Source organism: Plantibacter elymi (nom. nud.), assembly GCF_900177795.1.
GTDB lineage: Bacteria > Actinomycetota > Actinomycetes > Actinomycetales > Microbacteriaceae > Plantibacter > Plantibacter elymi.
Map to the genome: position 1 here is coordinate 468,735 of NZ_FXWJ01000003.1, position 17,861 is coordinate 486,595.

General features: G+C 71.4%; 17 protein-coding genes. 3 read left to right on the forward strand and 14 right to left on the reverse strand.

Annotation, left to right across the window (positions count from 1 at the left end; genetic code table 11):
- Positions 1–42: 42 nt before the first annotated feature.
- From CCK91_RS11575 to CCK91_RS11610, 8 genes are all read right to left on the reverse strand, one after another.
- Complete coding sequence (locus CCK91_RS11575; RefSeq protein WP_086474129.1) at positions 43–1,098, reverse strand: DUF4432 family protein; 1,056 nt, start codon at positions 1,096–1,098, stop codon at positions 43–45.
- 69 nt (positions 1,099–1,167) lie between these two features.
- Positions 1,168–1,935 carry an SDR family oxidoreductase gene (locus CCK91_RS11580; RefSeq protein WP_086474130.1) on the reverse strand — a complete coding sequence of 256 codons (768 nt, stop codon included), beginning with the start codon at positions 1,933–1,935 and terminating at the stop codon, positions 1,168–1,170.
- A 57-nt stretch (positions 1,936–1,992) separates the two neighbouring features.
- A complete protein-coding gene (locus CCK91_RS11585) occupies positions 1,993–2,739 on the reverse strand; it encodes an SDR family oxidoreductase (RefSeq protein ID WP_086474131.1) in 747 nt (248 codons plus the stop codon).
- Complete coding sequence (locus CCK91_RS11590) at positions 2,736–3,578, reverse strand: class II aldolase/adducin family protein (protein WP_086474132.1); 843 nt, start codon at positions 3,576–3,578, stop codon at positions 2,736–2,738. Before CCK91_RS11590 ends, CCK91_RS11585 begins: the two co-directional genes overlap by 4 nt.
- Entirely contained in the window at positions 3,575–5,053 is a 1,479-nt protein-coding gene (locus tag CCK91_RS11595; RefSeq protein WP_086474133.1) for a rhamnulokinase, read from the reverse strand. The genes CCK91_RS11590 and CCK91_RS11595 overlap by 4 nt, the downstream gene beginning before the upstream one ends.
- The gene (locus tag CCK91_RS11600; protein ID WP_086474134.1) at positions 5,050–6,054 is read right to left on the reverse strand and encodes a 1-phosphofructokinase family hexose kinase; all 1,005 of its coding nucleotides are present in this window, start codon (positions 6,052–6,054) and stop codon (positions 5,050–5,052) included. Before CCK91_RS11600 ends, CCK91_RS11595 begins: the two co-directional genes overlap by 4 nt.
- Positions 6,051–6,836, reverse strand: a complete 786-nt coding sequence (locus CCK91_RS11605) for a DeoR/GlpR family DNA-binding transcription regulator (RefSeq protein WP_086474135.1) — start codon at positions 6,834–6,836, stop codon at positions 6,051–6,053. The genes CCK91_RS11600 and CCK91_RS11605 overlap by 4 nt, the downstream gene beginning before the upstream one ends.
- The gene (locus CCK91_RS11610; RefSeq protein ID WP_165767032.1) at positions 6,833–8,422 is read right to left on the reverse strand and encodes an FGGY-family carbohydrate kinase; all 1,590 of its coding nucleotides are present in this window, start codon (positions 8,420–8,422) and stop codon (positions 6,833–6,835) included. Before CCK91_RS11610 ends, CCK91_RS11605 begins: the two co-directional genes overlap by 4 nt.
- A gap of 132 nt (positions 8,423–8,554) precedes the next feature.
- On the opposite strand from CCK91_RS11610, the gene CCK91_RS11615 reads away from it, so the two are divergent.
- Together CCK91_RS11615 and CCK91_RS11620 are read left to right on the forward strand one after the other, a co-directional pair.
- Positions 8,555–9,325, forward strand: coding sequence for a DeoR/GlpR family DNA-binding transcription regulator (locus CCK91_RS11615; RefSeq protein ID WP_086474137.1), 771 nt, complete (start codon positions 8,555–8,557; stop codon positions 9,323–9,325).
- 55 nt (positions 9,326–9,380) lie between these two features.
- Positions 9,381–10,199: a class II fructose-bisphosphate aldolase gene (locus CCK91_RS11620; RefSeq protein WP_086474138.1), complete on the forward strand. Its 819-nt coding sequence runs from the start codon at positions 9,381–9,383 to the stop codon at positions 10,197–10,199.
- Positions 10,200–10,237: 38 nt separating this feature from the next.
- Here CCK91_RS11620 and CCK91_RS11625 read toward each other — a convergent pair whose 3' ends face one another.
- The 6 genes from CCK91_RS11625 to CCK91_RS11650 form a co-directional block, all read right to left on the reverse strand.
- The gene (locus CCK91_RS11625; RefSeq protein WP_086474139.1) at positions 10,238–10,537 is read right to left on the reverse strand and encodes a hypothetical protein; all 300 of its coding nucleotides are present in this window, start codon (positions 10,535–10,537) and stop codon (positions 10,238–10,240) included.
- A 264-nt stretch (positions 10,538–10,801) separates the two neighbouring features.
- Positions 10,802–11,797: an ABC transporter substrate-binding protein gene (locus CCK91_RS11630; protein ID WP_056013014.1), complete on the reverse strand. Its 996-nt coding sequence runs from the start codon at positions 11,795–11,797 to the stop codon at positions 10,802–10,804.
- Positions 11,798–11,871: 74 nt separating this feature from the next.
- Entirely contained in the window at positions 11,872–12,957 is a 1,086-nt protein-coding gene (locus tag CCK91_RS11635; RefSeq protein ID WP_079707371.1) for an ABC transporter permease, read from the reverse strand.
- Positions 12,954–13,715: an ATP-binding cassette domain-containing protein gene (locus tag CCK91_RS11640; protein ID WP_079707372.1), complete on the reverse strand. Its 762-nt coding sequence runs from the start codon at positions 13,713–13,715 to the stop codon at positions 12,954–12,956. The genes CCK91_RS11635 and CCK91_RS11640 overlap by 4 nt, the downstream gene beginning before the upstream one ends.
- 130 nt (positions 13,716–13,845) lie before the next feature.
- Positions 13,846–14,940 carry a class I mannose-6-phosphate isomerase gene (locus CCK91_RS11645; RefSeq protein ID WP_086474140.1) on the reverse strand — a complete coding sequence of 365 codons (1,095 nt, stop codon included), beginning with the start codon at positions 14,938–14,940 and terminating at the stop codon, positions 13,846–13,848.
- The gene (locus CCK91_RS11650) at positions 14,937–15,974 is read right to left on the reverse strand and encodes a LacI family DNA-binding transcriptional regulator (RefSeq protein ID WP_165767033.1); all 1,038 of its coding nucleotides are present in this window, start codon (positions 15,972–15,974) and stop codon (positions 14,937–14,939) included. The genes CCK91_RS11645 and CCK91_RS11650 overlap by 4 nt, the downstream gene beginning before the upstream one ends.
- Positions 15,975–16,330: 356 nt before the next feature.
- On the opposite strand from CCK91_RS11650, the gene CCK91_RS11655 reads away from it, so the two are divergent.
- Positions 16,331–17,539 (forward strand): HAD-IA family hydrolase, encoded by a 1,209-nt coding sequence (locus CCK91_RS11655; RefSeq protein WP_086474142.1) that lies wholly within the window; start codon positions 16,331–16,333, stop codon positions 17,537–17,539.
- The last annotated feature ends 322 nt before the right edge of the window (positions 17,540–17,861 follow it).

A 17,861-nucleotide genomic window follows, 5' to 3' on the forward strand; every position in this document is an offset into this window, starting at 1 on the left:
CTTCGGAAACCGGGAACCGGATGGTGGCGGAGGCCGGTGGGCTCAGTCGCCGAAGTCGTCCACCGCCGGCTCGAACACGATCTCGAGATCGACCTCGAACGACTCCCCGGGCTCCACGATCCGGCCGACCTTCCCGCGATCCGGACCGGCGGCGTGACTCGGCCAACAGGTGCCGGGTTCGATGCCGAGGGCGTACGACCCCGCGGCTGTGCTCCGCCACACCGTGAGGAACGGCAACTGCTCCGGTCGGAACCGGACCGTGACCGTTCCAGCCTCGCCCGACAGGGTCGCGATGGACCAGCCGTCGGGCCCGGCGACCGCGTCGAGGGCGTCGACTTTCTCGTCGGCGGCCGGTTCGGGCTCACCGATCACCCGCCGCCAACCACCGTCGTCTTGGGGTTCGGACCGTGCCCCGCCGGGATCGTCGGCCTCGGCCGCCACGATGGCACCGCCGTGCAACACCGGCCAGCCGAGGTTGACGTGGTAGAGCAGGCGCACCGGCTCCGCGACGAACCCCTCGTTCCGGACGACGTCGTGCAGGCGGATCCGTGCGACGCCGACCTCGGCTCGGATGCTGCGGGTCACCGTGAGGTTCTGCTGGAAGACGGCGCCCTCGCGGAGTAGACCGTCGACGAGGAGCTCGTACCGGCCCGCCGCGGTCCATCGCCCCTCGCGGCGGGTGAGCGTCGCCGGGATGCGATGCGCCCGACCGTGCATCCCGCCGTCCGCCTCCGCGGCCACGCCGACGGCGGTGAGCCCGCAGGTGGTCAGCAGACCGCCCTGCCAGCGGCGGGCCCAGCTCTCGGCCTGCGGAGCGGTCGTCGGCGCGACGAACGACACGACGTCGCCGTTCCAGGAGGCCTCGCCGAGGTCGAGGAACTGGTCGACCTCGACCGTGACCTCGAGTCCGCCGAGATGGCGCAGTTCGACCTGGCGCCGACCCGTCGACGGCCCGTCGTCGACGCGGACCGCGCGCGGAGCCCACGCTCGCTCGACGGCACCGGATCGGGCTTCGACGAAGCGTCGACGTCTGGCGCCCCACACGGCGTCGCGGTCGACCTGGTCGTCAGGCGTCTGTTCGGGCGGCGTCGTCGTCATGGCGGGTCCTCTGGGCGGGGCGGTCGGGTCGATGTGGTCGGGTCGAACGGTTCGGCGGGTGGGGCCGGCTCAGAGCGCGGTGTAGCCGCCGTCGATCACGAGGCTCTGGCCCGTGAGGTACGAGGAGGCGTCGGAGGCGAGCAACAGGACGAGTCCGTGGAGGTCCTCCGGCTGCCCCATCCGGCCCGCCGGGATGTCCGCGGTCCACTCGGCGGCGAGGTCGGGGTTCGCCTCGGTGAACTCGCGCGTCATGTCGGAGAGGAAGTACCCGGGGGCGATCGCGTTGACCCGGACGCCGGACGGCGCCCACTCGACCGCGAGCGACGACGCGAGGTGACTGACCGCCGCCTTCGACGCGTTGTAGGAGGCCTGGAACTGCGGCTGGTTCACGATGAACGCCGACATCGACGAGATGAAGACCGCTGAGGCGGGCCGGCCCGCCGCGACGGCACGACGGGCGAAGGACTGCGCGGCGAAGAAGGTGCCGTCGAGGTTCACGGCGAGCACCTTCCGCCAGGTGTCCGCCGGCACGTCGACACTGTCGCCCCAGATGGTGATGCCCGCCGCGGTCACGAGCAGCGAGGGTGCACCGAGCTCGGCCTCCGCGGCGGAGAAGGCGGCCTCGACGGCAGTGGCGTCGGTGACGTCGACCGTGTGTGCCGAGGTGCGGACGCCGTACTCGGACCCCAGCCGTTCGGCCGACTCGTGGACGGTCGGCAGGAGGTCGAGCAACGCCACCTGGACGCCCTGCGCGGCGAGCGCCGTGGCGATCGAGTAGCCGAGCCCGCGGGCCCCGCCGGTGATGACGGCCGTGCGGCCGTGGAGGTCAGAGAACATGTGCGGTCCTTCGATCGGGGCGGGCTGGTGGAGGTGTCGTCGGGCGACGCGAGTCGCTCAGATCTCCTGGTCGGTGGGCAGGATGACGAGGTCGCGGATGGTGACGTGCCGGGGTCTCGTGAGCATGAAGAGCACGGCGTCGGCGACGTCCTCGGAACGGATGCCGGTGCGTGCGGCGATCTGGTCCTCCACGCCGAAGGCCCCCTCGGCGATCCCCCACAGCTCGTTGAGCACGACGCCGGGGGCGACCGCGCCCATCCGCACCCCGGATCCGACGAGGTTCCGCCGGGTGGTGTGGACGAACGATTGCATGGCGTGTTTCGTCGCGGAGTAGACGGGCTCCCAGTGGATGTCCTGGTGCCCGGACACCGAGCTCGTCACCAGGACGTCGCCCGCGCCCTGCTCGACGAGGTGCGGCAGCGCTGCGCGAACCGTCGCCATCGCTCCGAGGACGTTGACGCCGACGAGCTCCTCGATCGCGGTCATCGGGGTGTCGACGACGTCACCGCCGACGTAGAGGCCCGCGTTGGCGAGGACGATGTCGAGGCGTCCGAAGGCGGCGAGCGCCAGGGCGACGGCCTGCTCGGACACGGCGGGGCCGGCGAGGTCACCCGCCAGGAAGACGCTCGGTGTCGGCAGGGCGTCGGCGACGCCCGAGAGTCGCTCGGTGGAGCGTCCCACGAGCACCGTGCGCACCCCGGCTCCGGCGAGCGCCTGGGCGTACGAGCGGCCGATGCCCGAGGACGCTCCGGTGATGATCGCGACCTGCCCGGTGAGGTCGATGGCGCTGGTCGACACGCTCATGTCGTGGTCCTTCCGTGCGCCGTCCCGGCGCGGTCGGTCGTGGATTCCTGCGCGGCGAGCGCGGCTCGTCGCAGCAGTTCGTCGGGTCTCGTGTCGATGCGGGCGACGGCCTCGTCGCTCAGGTACACCGGCCCGCCGGCGGCGAGTGCTCCGAGGAGCACCTGGGCGACCTTCACGGCCATCTCGGTGATGCGGAGGACCTCGGCCGCGCTCGATCCGAGGGCGAACATCCCGTGGTTCTGCAGGTACACGACCTTCGGCACCCGGCCGGTCGTGGCGAGCTGCTCGCGCAGCAGGCGGCGGACCGTGCGGGCCAGCTCGAGCCCGGGGTCGACGTACGGCACGAGCAGCGGATCGGTGCCGAGGACCACGATCTGGTCGGGGAAGAGCGAACCGCGGGTCAGGGTGTCGGCCGACGGCGAGCACAGCAGCGCGTTGACCGGCACGGGATGGGTGTGACCGACCGCGACGACGCCGGGCAGGTCGAGGCAGACGGCGTGGAGGATCGCCTCCACCGAGGGGCGCCGACCGTTGCCGGCGAGCGCCGCGGCATCGAACAACGCGGCCACCTCGGCGTCCCCGCCCGCGTGCGAGTCGACGAGGTCGAGCACCGGTCTGATCGCGAGACGGACCGCGTCGTCGGCGGTCGCCACGGCCATGGACGCTCCGCTCGCCTTCACGAGCATCGCCGGATCACCGTCGTCGGTCAGGAGCAGGGAGGTGTTGCCCTCCGCCAGGAGCGCCCACGCCCGATCGGGACGGCCGAGGTCGCGCGAGAAGGTGACGAAGCGGTCGAGGAGGTCCGTCTCGGCCTCCGGTTGGTCGATGCTGTCGGTCATGTCGGTGTCCGCTCATGGTCGTGGTCGTCGTGGTCGTTTTGGCCGTGCCGGTAGACCGCGTCGAGTGATGGCGCGTGGCCGGCCGCGACGAGTTGCACGGCCAGATTGCCGAGCGCCGAGGCCTCCGCAGGACCGGCGGTGACCGGAAGACCGGTCCGTGCCGCCGTGCGGGCGCACAGGAGCCGGTTGCGCGATCCGCCGCCGACGATGCGGACCGAACGGATCGCCACCCCGGTGATCGCCTCGCAGGCCCGGACCGTCTCGGCGTACGCCACCGCGAGGCTCTCGACCACGGTGCGCACGACGTCGCTCCGTCCGCCCGGTGGACGCTGTCCGGTCTCCCGGCAGAGGGTCGCGATCCGTTCCGGCATGTCACCCGGGACGAGCAGCCGTGGGTCGGCGACGTCGAACACGGCGGGCGTGACGTCCGTGGCCGTGTCTTCTTCCGCCTCCGACACGGCCGCCACGAGTTCGACGAGGTCGACCGCGCTCCCGTCCTCGGCGGACCAGGCGCGGGCGCACTCCGTGAGCAGCCACATCCCCGCCAGGTTGCGGAGGAGCAGGGAGGATCCGGCGACACCGGCCTCGTTCGTGAAGCCTGCGGTCCGCGCGTGCTCGGTGAGCACCGGTGCCGGCAGACATACCCCGACGAGGGACCAGCTACCACTCGAGACGAGGAGCTCCGCGCCGTCCGGGCAGGCGAAGGCGAGCGCGGACGCGGTGTCGTGCTCCGCGACGCGGTGGACGGGGATCGGCACGCTCGATCCGAGACGCGCGGTGACCTCCGGCGTCGTCGGGCCGGCGACCGTCCCCGGTGCGACCACCGGCGGGAAGTCGAAGCCGTCGAGACCCCAGCGACGGATCAGCTCCGCCGCCCAGTCGCCGGTGCCCTGATCGAGCAGCTGCGTCGTCGAGGCGATCGTGCGCTCCGCTCCGACGACGCCCGTGAGCAGCCACACCCAGAGGTCCGGGACGAGCAACACGGTCGGGCGATCGCCGTCGGCTCGGCGGACGTCGAGCTCCTCGGCGCGGGACCGCAGCTGATACGAGGTGTTGATGGTCTGCTCCAGCACGCCGGTCACCGCGTAGGCCGTCGCGGCGTCGACGAGTACGGCGGCGCGGGCCGGTCCGTCGGCGTCGGCGCCGCGGTGATGCAGCACGGTCGGGAACGCCGTACCGGTGCCGACGTCCACGACTGCGATGTCGACGCCCCAGCTGTCGACCCCGATCCCGTCGAGCACGCCGCCGGCGGCCGCTGCGATCCGGACGGCCTCCGCGAGCCCGACGATGGTCTCCTCGAACAGGCGCTCCGCATCCCACCGGAGTCGACCGTCCTGCGTGATCGGGCCGTTCGGGAACCGGTGCACCTCGGTGAGCTCCAAGCGGCCGTCGGCCCATCGCCCGAGCATGACGCGACCGCTCGACGCACCGAGGTCCACGGCGGCGTGGAAGCGTGGAACGGCCTGGTCGATCATGGCGTCGGCATCTCGTCGCGCGGCGGCGTGGCCGGTTCGCCCAACGGCGTCGTCGGGTCGGGGTCCTGGACGGCGACCGGTGTCGTCAGCGCCTCGAGGGAGGTGAGGATGGTCGTCGCGCTCGACACGGCGAGTGCACCCCAGGCGGCGGCCGACGCGACTGCGGCCGCCGGGTCGTCCCGTCCGTCCTCGCCGTGGAGTCCGACGAGGAATCCGGCCAACGAGGCGTCACCGGCACCGGCCGTGTTCACGACCGTGGCTGCGACGTGCGCGTGCCACAGCCCCGCAGCGGTGCGGAGGAGCGCCCCGTCGGCCCCCATGCTCACGTAGACGAGGTCGCAACCGGCACGGTGCAGTTCGTCGGCGGCGGACGCGACATCGCCGATCGTCAGCAGCTCACGGCCGGTGAGCTCGGCGAGCTCGTGCGCGTTCGGCTTGAGCAGGTGGACGAGGTCGAGGTTCGCGACGGCGGTCTCGAGCGCCGCACCCGCGGTGTCGACGGCCACGCGCGCTCCCCGGTCACCCGCCTGCCGGAGCAACTGCAGGATGTCGACGAGGCCGGTGCCGCCCTGGACCGTCGGGATCGTGCCGGAGAGGACGAGCCAGTCCGCGCCGATCCGGTCGATCTCGGCCCCGGCGGTCGCGACCACGGCGGCCCAGTCCTCCGCTCGCAGCGGGATCGCCGGTTCGTTGACCTTGGTCGTCCCGGTCGCGGCGTCCAGGATGGTCGTGTTCACGCGCGTCCGGCCGTCGGTCGGGACCACGGCGAGCAACGTCCGGAGTGCGGGGTCATCGGCGAGGATCCGTCCGTCCGCACCCATCGGCACCACCGCTCGGACCGGGAGCGGCGAGAGGGTGACCGCCCGCGCGACGTTGACGCCCTTGCCGCTCAGCTCGGTGGACACACCCACCGCCCGGTTGACGTCGCCGAGTCGCAGCCCGTCGACGCGGTAGGTCTGGTCGATCGCGGCCGCCGGCGTGACCGTCACGATGCCGCTCATGCGTCGGCTCCGACCGTCTCGACGCGGACGCCGGTCGCGAGGAGGGCCTCGAGGGCCGGTTCGTCGACCCCATGATGCACCACCGCCACGTCGAGGCGGGCCGCCGGGACGGAGGCAGCGAGGCCGTCGGCGCCGAACGTCGCCGGGTCGGCCAGGAGGATCGCCGTGGAGGCGAACTCGACCGCCGACGCGACGACCGCCGCATCCTCCGGCGAGGCGTGGAGCAGTCGGCCGTCCGCGGAGACACCGAGCGCCTCGACGACCGCGACGTCGAGGCGGAGGCCGGCGAGCTGCTCGCGCGCCCAGGCGCCCGTGAGGACGCCGCGCCCGTCCGCCGTCCCGCCGACGAGGTGGACGACGGCCGATTCCTCGGCAGCGGCCGCGGCCAGGGCGACCGGCACCGAACCGGTCACGATGACGGTCCCGGCGGTCGTCGCGAGGCCCGCGGCGAGCGCCTCGCAGGCCGAGCCCGCGCCGAGGAAGACCGCTGAGCCCGGGTCGACCAGGGTCAGCGCCCGCGCGGCGAGCGCACCGGACGCCCCGGAGTCCTGACCCGGGTCGAGGTCGACCCGCACCGCACCGCCGTGCGCGCGTCGGAGGCGTCCGTCGAGTTCGAGGACGCGGAGGTCGCGCCGGATCGTCTCCTCGGTCACGCCGAGGTCCACTGCGAGCACGCCGACCTCGACCCGCCCGTCCTGGTCGAGTCGGGCGAGGATCTCCCGACGCCGGTCGTCCACCGGACTGGACGTGGCCGTCCCGCGGCCTCCGATGGACGCGCTCATCGTTCCACCCCGGCACGGTCGTCGCGTTCGGACGCCGGACCGTCGGGGCTCGACTCCTCGGCCCGTCGTCGCCACCAGGGGCCGAGGGCTTCGACGAGCTCGTCGAACGCGGTTCCGACCCCGGCCCAGTACGCGGCCGAGGCGTCCGTCGGCAGGACGGCGGGTGCGTGTCGGACGACGTCGCGCTGGGCCTGTTCCACCGACGGCAGGAGTCCGGCGGCGACCCCGGCGACGATCGCGGCACCCAGTGCCCCGGCCTCCTCGGAGTCGACGACCGTCACGGGCGCTCGAAGCGCGTTGGCCACGAGTTGCACGTACAGCGGCGACCGCGCGAGGCCGCCGCCGAGGACGATCGGCTCGTCCCACCGGAACCGTTCGCCGAGTGCCCGGGTGTGCCAGCGGTGCATGAGCACGATGCCCTCGAGGGCTCCGCGCAGCACGTGCGCCCGGGTGTGCCAGTCGCGGACGCCGGTGAGCGTGGCAGACGCTTCGGCGCCGAGCGGCGAGTCCGATTGGAAGGGCAGGACGAGCGGCACCGGCTCCTCCGGAGGGAGTGCCGCGGCCTCGGCGATCAGCGCGTCGCGGCCGGTGGCATCGGTCACGCCCAGGAGCCGGAGCGTCCAGTCGAAGGAAGGCGATGCCGTCGCCGAGGTGGACATCGCGATCCGCAGGTCCGGGGTGATCGAGAGGCGGGACTGCCACCGCGGGTCCACGTCGGGCTGGGTCGTCGTCACGCCGTTGGTGCTGAACGAGCCGGCCACGAGGGCGAGCCGCCCGGGGACGAGCGCTCCCATGCCGATCGACGAGGCCTGCACGTCGTGGAGTCCCGAGACGACCGGTGTCCCGGCGACGAGGCCTGTGACCGCGGCGGCCTCCGGGAGCACCCGCCCGACGATTGTGCCACTCGGGTTGATCGGCGGGAGCAGGCGGAGCAGTTCGGCGGGCAGGCCGTAGGCGTCGAGGACCTCGGCGCTCCAGGTGGCGGTCCCGACGTCCAGGAAGGAGGCGCAGGCGTCGGAGTAGTCGGTGGAGATCTCGCCGGTGAGCCGGAGGCGGACGACGTCCTTGCAGAAGAGCATGGCGTCTGCCCGCGCGACCCGCTCCGGGTCGTGGCGGAGCAACCAGCGGAGGAGGTTGCCGGCGGCGCCCGGCGTCGGCAGCTGTCCGGAGCGTTCGAGCACCACGCGCAGCCGGTCCGGATCGGAGGCGAGTTCGGCGGCCTCGACGTGCGCCCGGGAGTCCATCGCCGTGATGGCCGGGCCGACCGGCGCTCCGGCGGCGGTCACGAGGTGCAGGCCGTCCCCGTGGCCGGTGATCCCGACGGCGGCGACCAGGTTCGGGTCGACACCCGACGTCGCCATCACCTCCGACACCGCATCGGCGACCGCGACCCACAGGGCGTCCTGCGACCGCTCGGCGTGCCGGGCGACCGGGCGGTCGACGGGGCTCGCGCGCCGAGCGACGGCGACCGGCAGCAAGCGGTCGTCGTGCAGGACGGCCTTGACGGCGGTCTGCCCGACGTCGATCCCGAGCAGGAACCGCGACCCGGACTCGTGGGGTGCGCTGTGCGGCCCGTGCTCAGCCATCGGCGGCCTTCCGTTCGTCGTCATCGTCGTCGTCGGGTGCGCCCGATCATGTTGATCTTTGCATCGATCCCACCGAATCGGAAGGGATATCGGACAGATTCGGATACGCTGGCCGGACCGGACGGAGCAGTCATGTACCCAGCAGAGCGTCACGCCGCGATCCTCGCGGGTGCCCGCGACGGCGACGGTGCCCTGTCGGTCGCCGAGCTGAGCAGCCGACTCGGCGTCACACCGGAGACCATCCGGCGCGACCTCGCCGTGCTCGAGCGCCAGGGACTCATCCGCCGTCACCACGGTGGCGCGGTCCTCGCCCGACGATCCGCGTTCGAGCCCAGCCTCCAACGACGCCGCGAGGGCGAGCGCATCGAGCGCGCCGCCGTCGCCCGGCTCGTCGTCGAACAACTCCCCGAGGAAGGGGTCGTCCTGCTCGACTCCGGTGCGATGACCCTCGAGGTCGCCGCGCTCCTCCCCCACACCAACCGACTCCTCGTGGTGACGAACAGTCTGCCGATCGTCGCCCTGCTCGGTGGCCGGCCGCGACTCACCGTGCTCGCCTTGCCCGGACGGGTCCGCGCCGTCACACAGGCGACCGTCGGCGCGTGGACCGTCGAACGGCTGTCCGGGCTCCACGCCGACGTCGCCGTCCTCGGCGCCAACGGGGTGGGGCTCACCTCGGGTGCCACGACGACCCTGCCCGAGGAGGCCGAGGTGAAGCGGGCGATGCTCGGCATCGCCAGACGACGCATCCTCGCCGTCACCGCCGCGAAGTTCGGCACCACCTCGTTCCACCGGGCCGCGGGGCTCGACGAGTTCGACCAGATCGTGACCGACGACGGGCTCGACCCGGACACCGTCGACGCGCTCGCCGAGAGCGGTCCCGAGCTGCTGCTGGCCACCACCTGACCATCCCCACCGGCACCGGGTCGATCATCCCGCGTGCACCCCGAGAGGAACCACCATGACGCTCGTCTCCACCGCCGCGCTCCTCGACGCACAGCGCGCCGTGCTCGCCTTCAACGTCGTCCAACTCGAACACGGCGAGGCCATCCTCCGCGGCGCGGAGCTCGCGGGCCGCGGCGTCATCCTGCAGGTGTCCGAGAACGCGGCGAAGTACCACGGCGGCCTCGCACCGATCGGGCTCGCGAGCCTGGAGCTCGCCCGCGAGGCCGGCACCACGACCGCCGTGCACCTCGACCACGCCGAGGACGAGACGCTCGTCGAGGAGGCGGTGCGGCTCGGATTCACCTCGGTCATGTTCGATGCAGCGACCCTCCCCGACGAGGAGAACCGCGAACGCACCGCAGCGGTCGCCCGCGCGGCTCAGGCGCAGGGCGTGTGGGTCGAGGCGGAACTCGGGGCGATCGGCGGCAAGGGCGGCGCACACACGCCCGGCGTCCGGACCGACCCCGGTGAAGCCGTGGCGTTCGTCGCCGGCACGGGCGTCGACGGCCTCGCGGTCGCGGTCGGCAGCTCACATGCGATGACGTCGCGGAGCGCGACCCTCGACTTCGGGCTCATCCGCGAACTCGCGTCGGCCGTCCCCGTCCCGCTCGTCCTGCACGGTTCGAGCGGCGTGAGCGATGCGGACCTCGTGCGGGCGGTGGACGCGGGCATGCGCAAGATCAACATCTCGACCCACATCAACGGCGTCTTCACCCGAGCCGTCCGCGAGCGCCTCGACGCGGACCCGTCACTCGTCGACCCGCGGAAGTACCTCGGCCCGGCACGCGACGCCGTCGCCGCCGAGGTCGCGCGGCTCGTCACCCTCGTCGCATAGGACTCGTCGCCGACCCGACCGTCGGTCGATCGAGTCGTTCACAACCAGTGGACGATGTCCGGGTCCAGGCAGACCCCGCCGAGGCCCTCGGTGGTGGTGACGCCGTCCGCGAACCGGATCACCACGGCCCGTCCCTCCATACGCACGTACTCGGCCCGGAGCCCGAGTCGGAACGGGACGTCGGTCGAGGCGGTGACCGCACGGCTCGCACGTTCGGGGATCGTGATGACCAGGCGGTGGGCTCGCCCCGCTGCATCGACGACCTCGGCCTCGATCCGTCCCGGAGCATCGTCGGACAGCCGGCGCACCGCGGTCGCCGCGACGATCACCTGGGTCATGTCGCGATTCTCGCACCCCGTGGAGGGTGGCGTCGAGGCGGAGCGGACCGGCTGGCCGTCGAGCCTGTCGAGTTGCCCTTCGACAAGCTCAGGGACCGGGTCGGGGCTCGCGCTCCAGGACCGGGTCGGGGCTCGGAGGACTGCCGCCGGTCGCGCAGGGACCGGCGGCGTCCGGGCAGAGATCCTCCCGAACGCAGCGCGACGGCGCCGGAGCTCGAAGCTCCGACGCCGTCGCGGTCTGGTGGTGCGGGGTGGCCGGAAGGCCTAGCCGCACTTGGACTGGTAGACGGCATCCTTCGCGTCGCCGTCAACGTTGTCCTTCGTGATGATGGTGAAGCCGGTCTCGATCTTGGCCTCGACCTTGTCACCGTTCAGAGCGGCGATCGCCTGGGCGACGCCGTCCTTGCCGATGGTGGCCGGCTCCTGAGCGACGAGCGCCTGGACGGTGCCCTCCTTCAGCTGCTTGACCTGGGCGGGACCCGCGTCGAACCCGACGATGGTGACCGAGTCCTCCTTGCCGGCCTGCTTGACACCGGTCGCGGAACCTTCGGCCGCGAACAGGTTCGCTGCGAAGATGCCCACGATGTCGGGGTCCTTCTGGAGCGCCGCGGTCACGATCTCGGCAGCCGTGGACGGCTCGTTGTGGCTGTACTGCACGCCGAGGTCGGTGAACTTGTCATCGCCCTTGACCGCTTCCTGGAAGCCCTCGGCACGGGCGTCCGTGGTCGAGATGCCGGGGTCGACCGAGACCACGAGGACCTTACCGCCCTCGGGGTGCGCTTCCTTGATCGCGTCGAACGCCGCAGCGCCGCCGCCCTTGTTGTCGCTCGAGATCTGCGAGACCGCGAACGACGGGTCGTCGACGGTGGTGTCGACGAGGACGACCTTGATGCCCGCGTCGGCCGCAGCCTTCAGCGGGGCCTCCATGGCCTTCACATCGGTCGGGGCGACGAGGATCGCGTCCGGCTTCGAGGCGACGACCGAGTCGACGAGCGGCTTCTGCAGCGTCGGGTCGAACTTCTCCGGACCCTGGGTGGTGACCGTCGCGCCGGCATCCTTCGCCGCCGATTCGATACCGCACTGCATCGAGATGTAGAACTCGTCGCCTGCGACGCCCTGGATGAACGCGATCTTGTAGCCGTCGGAACCTGCGCCTGCGCTGCTGCCGCCCGAGCTCGCGCCCCCGGAACAACCGGTGAGCATGAGGCCTGCCGACGCGCCGAGCGCGAGGACTCCGAGAACTGACTTCTTCCACTTCATTGTGATTACCCGTTTCTCTTGAACTGCTGGACTACTGGGATGGTGCGGGGGGGGGTGGTGATCTGTGTAAGGGGTTATTTCTTCTTCCTGCTGACGAGGGCTCGCCAGAAGCTCGTGGATCCACCGCGGGCTGCGGAGGAACGGCGGACCTGGTCGACGTAGACGGCCAGGATGAGGACGGCGCCGACCGCGACCTGCTGCCAGAAGGGCTGCACGCCGGTGATGACGAAGCCGTTCTGGAGGACGGCGGGGATGAACAGACCGACGACGGTGCCGAAGATCGTCCCGTAGCCACCGAAGAGCGAGGTGCCACCGATGACGACCGCGGCGATGACGTTCAGGTTCGTCTGCGACTGGCCGGCGATCGCGGTGGTACCGAACTGCGACAGCGACAGGATGCCAGCGAGACCCGCGAGGCCACCCGAGATCGCGTAGATGCGGATGAGGTGACGGTCGACCTTCACACCGACGCGTCGTGCCGCCTCCTCGCTCGATCCGACCGCGTAGGTGTACAGGCCGAACTTCGTCTTGTGGAGCACGAGCGCACCGATGATGACGACGACGAGGGCGATGACCGAGATGATCGGGACTGCGCCGAAGATGTTGCCGTACCCGATGGAGTCGGTGAGGACCGACGGCACCTCACGGATGTCGACACCGCCGGTGAGGATCTGGGCGAGGCCGAGCGCCATGCCGAGGCTACCGAGGGTGACGATCAGCGGCGGCACCTTCGCCTTGGAGATGAGGATGCCGTTGAACGTGCCCCAGAGGATGCCGACGCCGATCGACACGATGATGCCGACGATCGCGGTCCCCCAGTCGTCGCCGCCCATGGCCCGCATCGTCGTCGCGGACACGACGCCCGAGAAGACGAGGACGGAACCGATCGAGAGGTCGATGCCGGAGGTGATGATGACGTAGGTCATGCCGACGCCGAGCACCGCGAGGATCGAGGCGTTCTGCACGACGAGCCGCAGGTTGGACAGCTGCGCGAACGTGTCGGGTGCGATCGCGGAGAAGATCGCGATGACGACGAGGAGGACGATGAAGATCTGGAAGGCCTGGGCCTTGAAGAGCTTCCTGATCGGGGTCTCCCGATCCTTGGCCGTCTCGATGGCGGTCGTCTCCGGCCCCATCTCGGCCTGCTTCACCGCGCTCATGCGACGTTCCTCGTGCTGGCACCGGTCATGAGACCGACGAGTTCTTCCATGTTCGTGTCCTTCGTGTCGACCGTCGCCGCGCGGTGGCCGAGCCGCAGCACCTGCACGCGGTCGGACACCTCCATGACGTGCGGCATCGAGTGGCTGATGAAGACGACCGCGATGCCCTTGTCGCGCACCCGGCGGATCGTCTCGAGCACGTTCTTCGTCTGACGGACGCCGAGGGCGGCCGTCGGTTCGTCGAGGAAGACGACCTTGTTGGCCCAGTGCACCGCGCGGGCGATGGCGATCGCCTGGCGCTGCCCACCGGACATCGCGCCCACCGGGTCGGTGAGCGAGCGGACGGTCGCGCCGAGTTCGTCGAAGGCGTGACGCGACTGCTTGCTCATCTCCTTGACGTTCATGAGGCCGAGCAGCCCGCCGAGGCCCGGCCGCATGATCTCGCGGCCGAGGTAGACGTTCTGGACGGGGTCGAGGTGGGGCGCGAGGGCGAGGTCCTGGTAGACCGTCTCGATGCCGAGCGCACTCGACTGCATGGGCGAGGTGAGGGTGATCGGTTCGCCTTCGAACTTGATCACGCCACTGTCGACCGCGAGGTTGCCGGAGAGTGCCTTGACCAGGGTGGACTTGCCCGCGCCGTTGTCGCCGATGAGGGCGGTGACCTCGCCGGGGTAGACCTCGAAGTCCGCTTCGTCGAGGGCGCGGACGTGCCCGAACTGCCGGGTGAGGCCTCTGGCCTCCAAGACGGGAGTCGTCATGTCGTTCTCGTTCCTTTCCAGCCGGCCCCAGTGGACGGGTCCGGCGTGTGGTGGCTGTCGTACCGCCGTTCGGGGCGGTGGTGTGTGGTGAGCTGCTGCGTGATCGTGGGTCCTGCGTCGAGGGGTGGCGTCATCGGATGCCTCCCGACGCGAGCGTTGCCGGCCAGCCGGCACCGGGGCCGGCGACGAGCACGGTGCCCGAGCCGCTGACGGTCCAGGGACCGAACCCGGCCGGGACGGCGAAGACTTCCCCGGCGGAGAAGTCGACCGCGTCGGTGCCGACCTCCGGGACCAGTGCGCCTGCGCCGGTGAGCGCGAGGGCGACCGAGAAGCCGGCGTCCACGGGGGCGATGCCGTCGGTGCCGGGCGCCACGGCGAAGAGCTGGAAGTAGGGGTCGGCGGCCGCGGGCAGCAGCGACACCGGCGCGTCCGTCCGGGCGTCGAGGTTGTGCAGCACGACGAGGTGTTCGATCTCGGACTGCGGGAGCGCCGTCGTCGACACCGCGCCCATCACGGTCTCGAACCCGAGACCGAGGTGGGACTCGTCGCGCGTCGAGGTCGTGACCGACCACTCGAGGAGGATGGAGAGGTCGGTCGGTTCCTGCACCTCCGCGAGGAAGATGCCGCCGTCGATCGCGTGCGCCGTGCCGGCCGGGACGAGGATGCCCATGCCGCGCTCGACGACGATCCGGTTCATGTGCGACAGCATCCACTCGCTGTCCTGGGCGTCGCGACGGCGGTCGAGTTCGTCGGGGTCGACGTCCTCGCTCCATCCGAGGTGGACGGCCGAACCGGGCTCGGCGTCGAGGATGAACCAGGCCTCCGTCTTGCCGTAGGCGCAGTCGAGGTGGGAGGCGGCGAACGCCCGATCCGGGTGGACGTGGACGGGGAGTCGCTGACGCGCGTCGAGCAGCTTGACGAGGATGCCGGTGTCGGCGGCGTCGGTGCCGTGGTCCGGTCCCGTCCCGGTCCACTGTTCCGGGTCGGCCGCGACGAGGTCTCGGAGGAGGACGCCGTCGACGGTGCGCGCGAGGCCGATGGCGCCGCCGGGCTCCTGGTCGGCGCGACTCACGGTCGCCCCGAGCCATTCCTCCGGCTGGAACTCGCTCTGCTGTTCGATGCCGCGCAGGCCGGCGATGCGGTCGCCGCCGCGGTAGAAGTGCTCGATGAGGTTCGGCGCGAGTCGCGTCGGCTGGGCGAGCCTCGTGGGCTGGGTCGTGCTCATGCTGCTGGTCCTCCGACCATGCTCGTGGTGGACGCGGTGCGCGCGTCCACGGTGTGACGCTGTGCCGGGCCGGGGATCTCTCCGGAACCACGCGACACCAGCGAGGTCGGGACGACCCACTCGCGCGGCTCGTCGGCCGGTGATTCGCGCAGTTCGAGGAGTCGCTCGATCGCGGCGGTGCCGATGACGAACGGATCCTGGTTGATGCAGCTGACGGCCGGTCGCAGGACGTCGGCGAGGGTGAAGTCGCCGAACGCGATGTGCGCCGTCCCCTCCCGCCCGATGCGGTGCAGGGAGGTCGTCAGACCGATCGCCGCCTTCGCGTTCGACGCGAAGAACGCGGTGGGCGGGTCCTCGAGTCCGAGCAGGCGCTCCGTCTCGGCGGCGTAGTCGAGCGAGCCGTCGATGGTCCAGGAGACGAGCGACGGGTCGAGGTCGATGCCGGCCTCGGCGAGGACGTCGGTATAGCCCTGGTAGCGCCGACGGATGGTGAGGAAGCGTTCGTCCCGGTCGTAGAAGGCGATGCGGGTGTGGCCGAGCTCGACGAACTGGCGGATCGCGAGCTGGGTTGCGGCGTAGTCGTCGACCACGACGCTGTCGAAAGCGGCGAGCGGACGGTCGACGGCGACGACGGGCGTCACGTTCCGGAACGCCTCGAGGTAGGGCAGCTCCGCGGCGACCGGGGCGATGATGACGCCGGCGACCTGGTGGCCGGCGATGAACCCGGTGAGCTGGTCGCGCTCGCGCCCCTCGTCGAGCCCGGTGCTCGCGACGAGGACGCTGAGGCCTTCCTTGAGCGCGCGGGCCTCGATGGCGCTCACGAGCGAGGCGAAGAATGGGTCGGCGAGCGAGTCGATGAGGACTCCGATCGCACCGCCGGTGCCGGACTTCAGCGAGCGGGCGGCCGTGTTGGGCACGTACCCGAGGCGATCGATCGCCTCGAGCACGCGGCTTCGGGTCTCGGGGTGGACGGAGGCTTCGCCGTTCACCACCCGCGAGACGGTCTTGATGCTGACGCCGGACTGCGCAGCCACATCCTTGATCCCGGGCGGCCGCATCAGCGAGTCCCCCTGACGGGAAGCGGAACGGGTCGGACGTCGCAGCCGGTCCGGAGCGACGGGACGTGCGCACGTGTCCGGATCGGACTGGTCGCGGTGATCGCGGGGTTGCAGGTGCCCATGGGCTCCACCTCCTGACAGCGTTGTCATCGGTCGGGGTGGTGCAGCTGCAGAACCCCGTCGTTCCTTCGTGCGCCTATACTGACCGCAGACCGACAACGTTGTCAAGCAACGTTGTCTGAAAGAGATCAAATTCATTTGGAACTCGCATTGAAGAGGCGTTCAGACCCCTCGGATGCGGGTCGCCACCCCGGAATCATCGAGGAGTCAGCGTGATCGTCGTCGTCGCAGGAGCAGCCGGAAGCGGCAAGACCACCCTCGGACGTGAGCTCGCCAGGGCCCTCCGTCTCCCGCTCCTCGACCTCGACACCATCACCAATCCGTTGCTCGACGGTCTCGGTGCGGTGACCGATCCTGATGGCGCCGAACCGCTCCACTGGAATGACGCGAAGCTGCGCCCGACCATGCGCCCGGCACGGTACGCGGCCCTCCGAGCGGTCCTCGCCGACCAACGCGACAGCGGTGTCGGCGCGGTACTCGTGGCCCCCTTCACCGCGGAGCTCCGTGGCGGCGCCGAATGGGACGCGCTCGTCGAGGCGGCCGGGGTCGTCCCGAAGGTCGTCTGGCTGCACGCAGACGCCGCCACGCTCGCAGCCCGCCGGGCCGAACGCGGTGCCGAGCGGGACACGCACATCGTGGACCCGTCGACCGACACCCCACCCGCCATCGAGCACCTGTCGATCGAAGCGGCGTTGTCCACCTCGCAGCAGCTCGCCGCCGTCCAACGCGCGCTCGGCCTCGGACGGACCATCGAGGCCTCCGCACCGATCTTCGACCAGGTCTTCGCCGCCGGGCTCTTCGACCTCGACGGGACCCTCATCGACTCGACGCCGGCCGTGAACCGGTCATGGGCACAGCTCGCCCGCGAATACGGCCTCGAGGGCGACCTGCTCGCCGCGGGACACGGCCAGCCCGCTGCCCAGGTGCTCGCCGGGATCTTCCCGCCCGAGCAGGTCGCCGAAGCACTCGCACGGATCATCGAGATCGAGGCCGACGAGGTCGCCGACGTCATCGCGCTCCCGGGGGCGGCAGAGGCACTGGCGGCGCTCGGCGACGACGCGAAGGCGATCGTCACGAGTGGCACGAGGCTCATCGCCGGCAACCGGATCGCCGCCGCCGGGCTCGTGCGGCCAGAGGTCGTCGTGACCTTCGACGACGTCACGAGGGGCAAGCCGGACCCCGAACCGTTCCTGCTCGGACGCACCCGGCTGGGCATGGAGTCGCTGCCGTGCGTCGTGTTCGAGGACGCACCGGCCGGGCTCGCCGCAGCGCGCGCCGCCGGCTGCTGGACGGTCGGCATCGCGGGAACACACGAGGCGCACGAACTCGATGCGGACGTCGTCATCGACGGCCTCTTCCAGCTGCGGCTCGAGCCGGTCGCCGAGGGTGGGTTCCGACTCGTCCCGGCGTCGCTCGGCTGAGCAGCACCCCGCCACCTGAGCGCGTCGGAACAGCCCGAGGCAGTCGACGCTCTTCGGCAACCGCGGAGTCTCGTTCCCTGAGCCCGTCGAAGGGCCCACGGGCAACCTTCCCCACCGCACCTCGACAACCGCGGACACCCGTTCCCTGAGCCTGTCGAAGGGCACCCCGAGGGACCGCCCGGACCGCACCTCGACAACCGCGAACACCCGTTCCCTGAGCCTGTCGGAGAGCCCACGAGCACCCTTCCCCACCGCACCTCGACAACCGCGGACACCCGTTCCCTGAGCCTGTCGAAGGGCCCACGAGCAAGCATCGACTGTC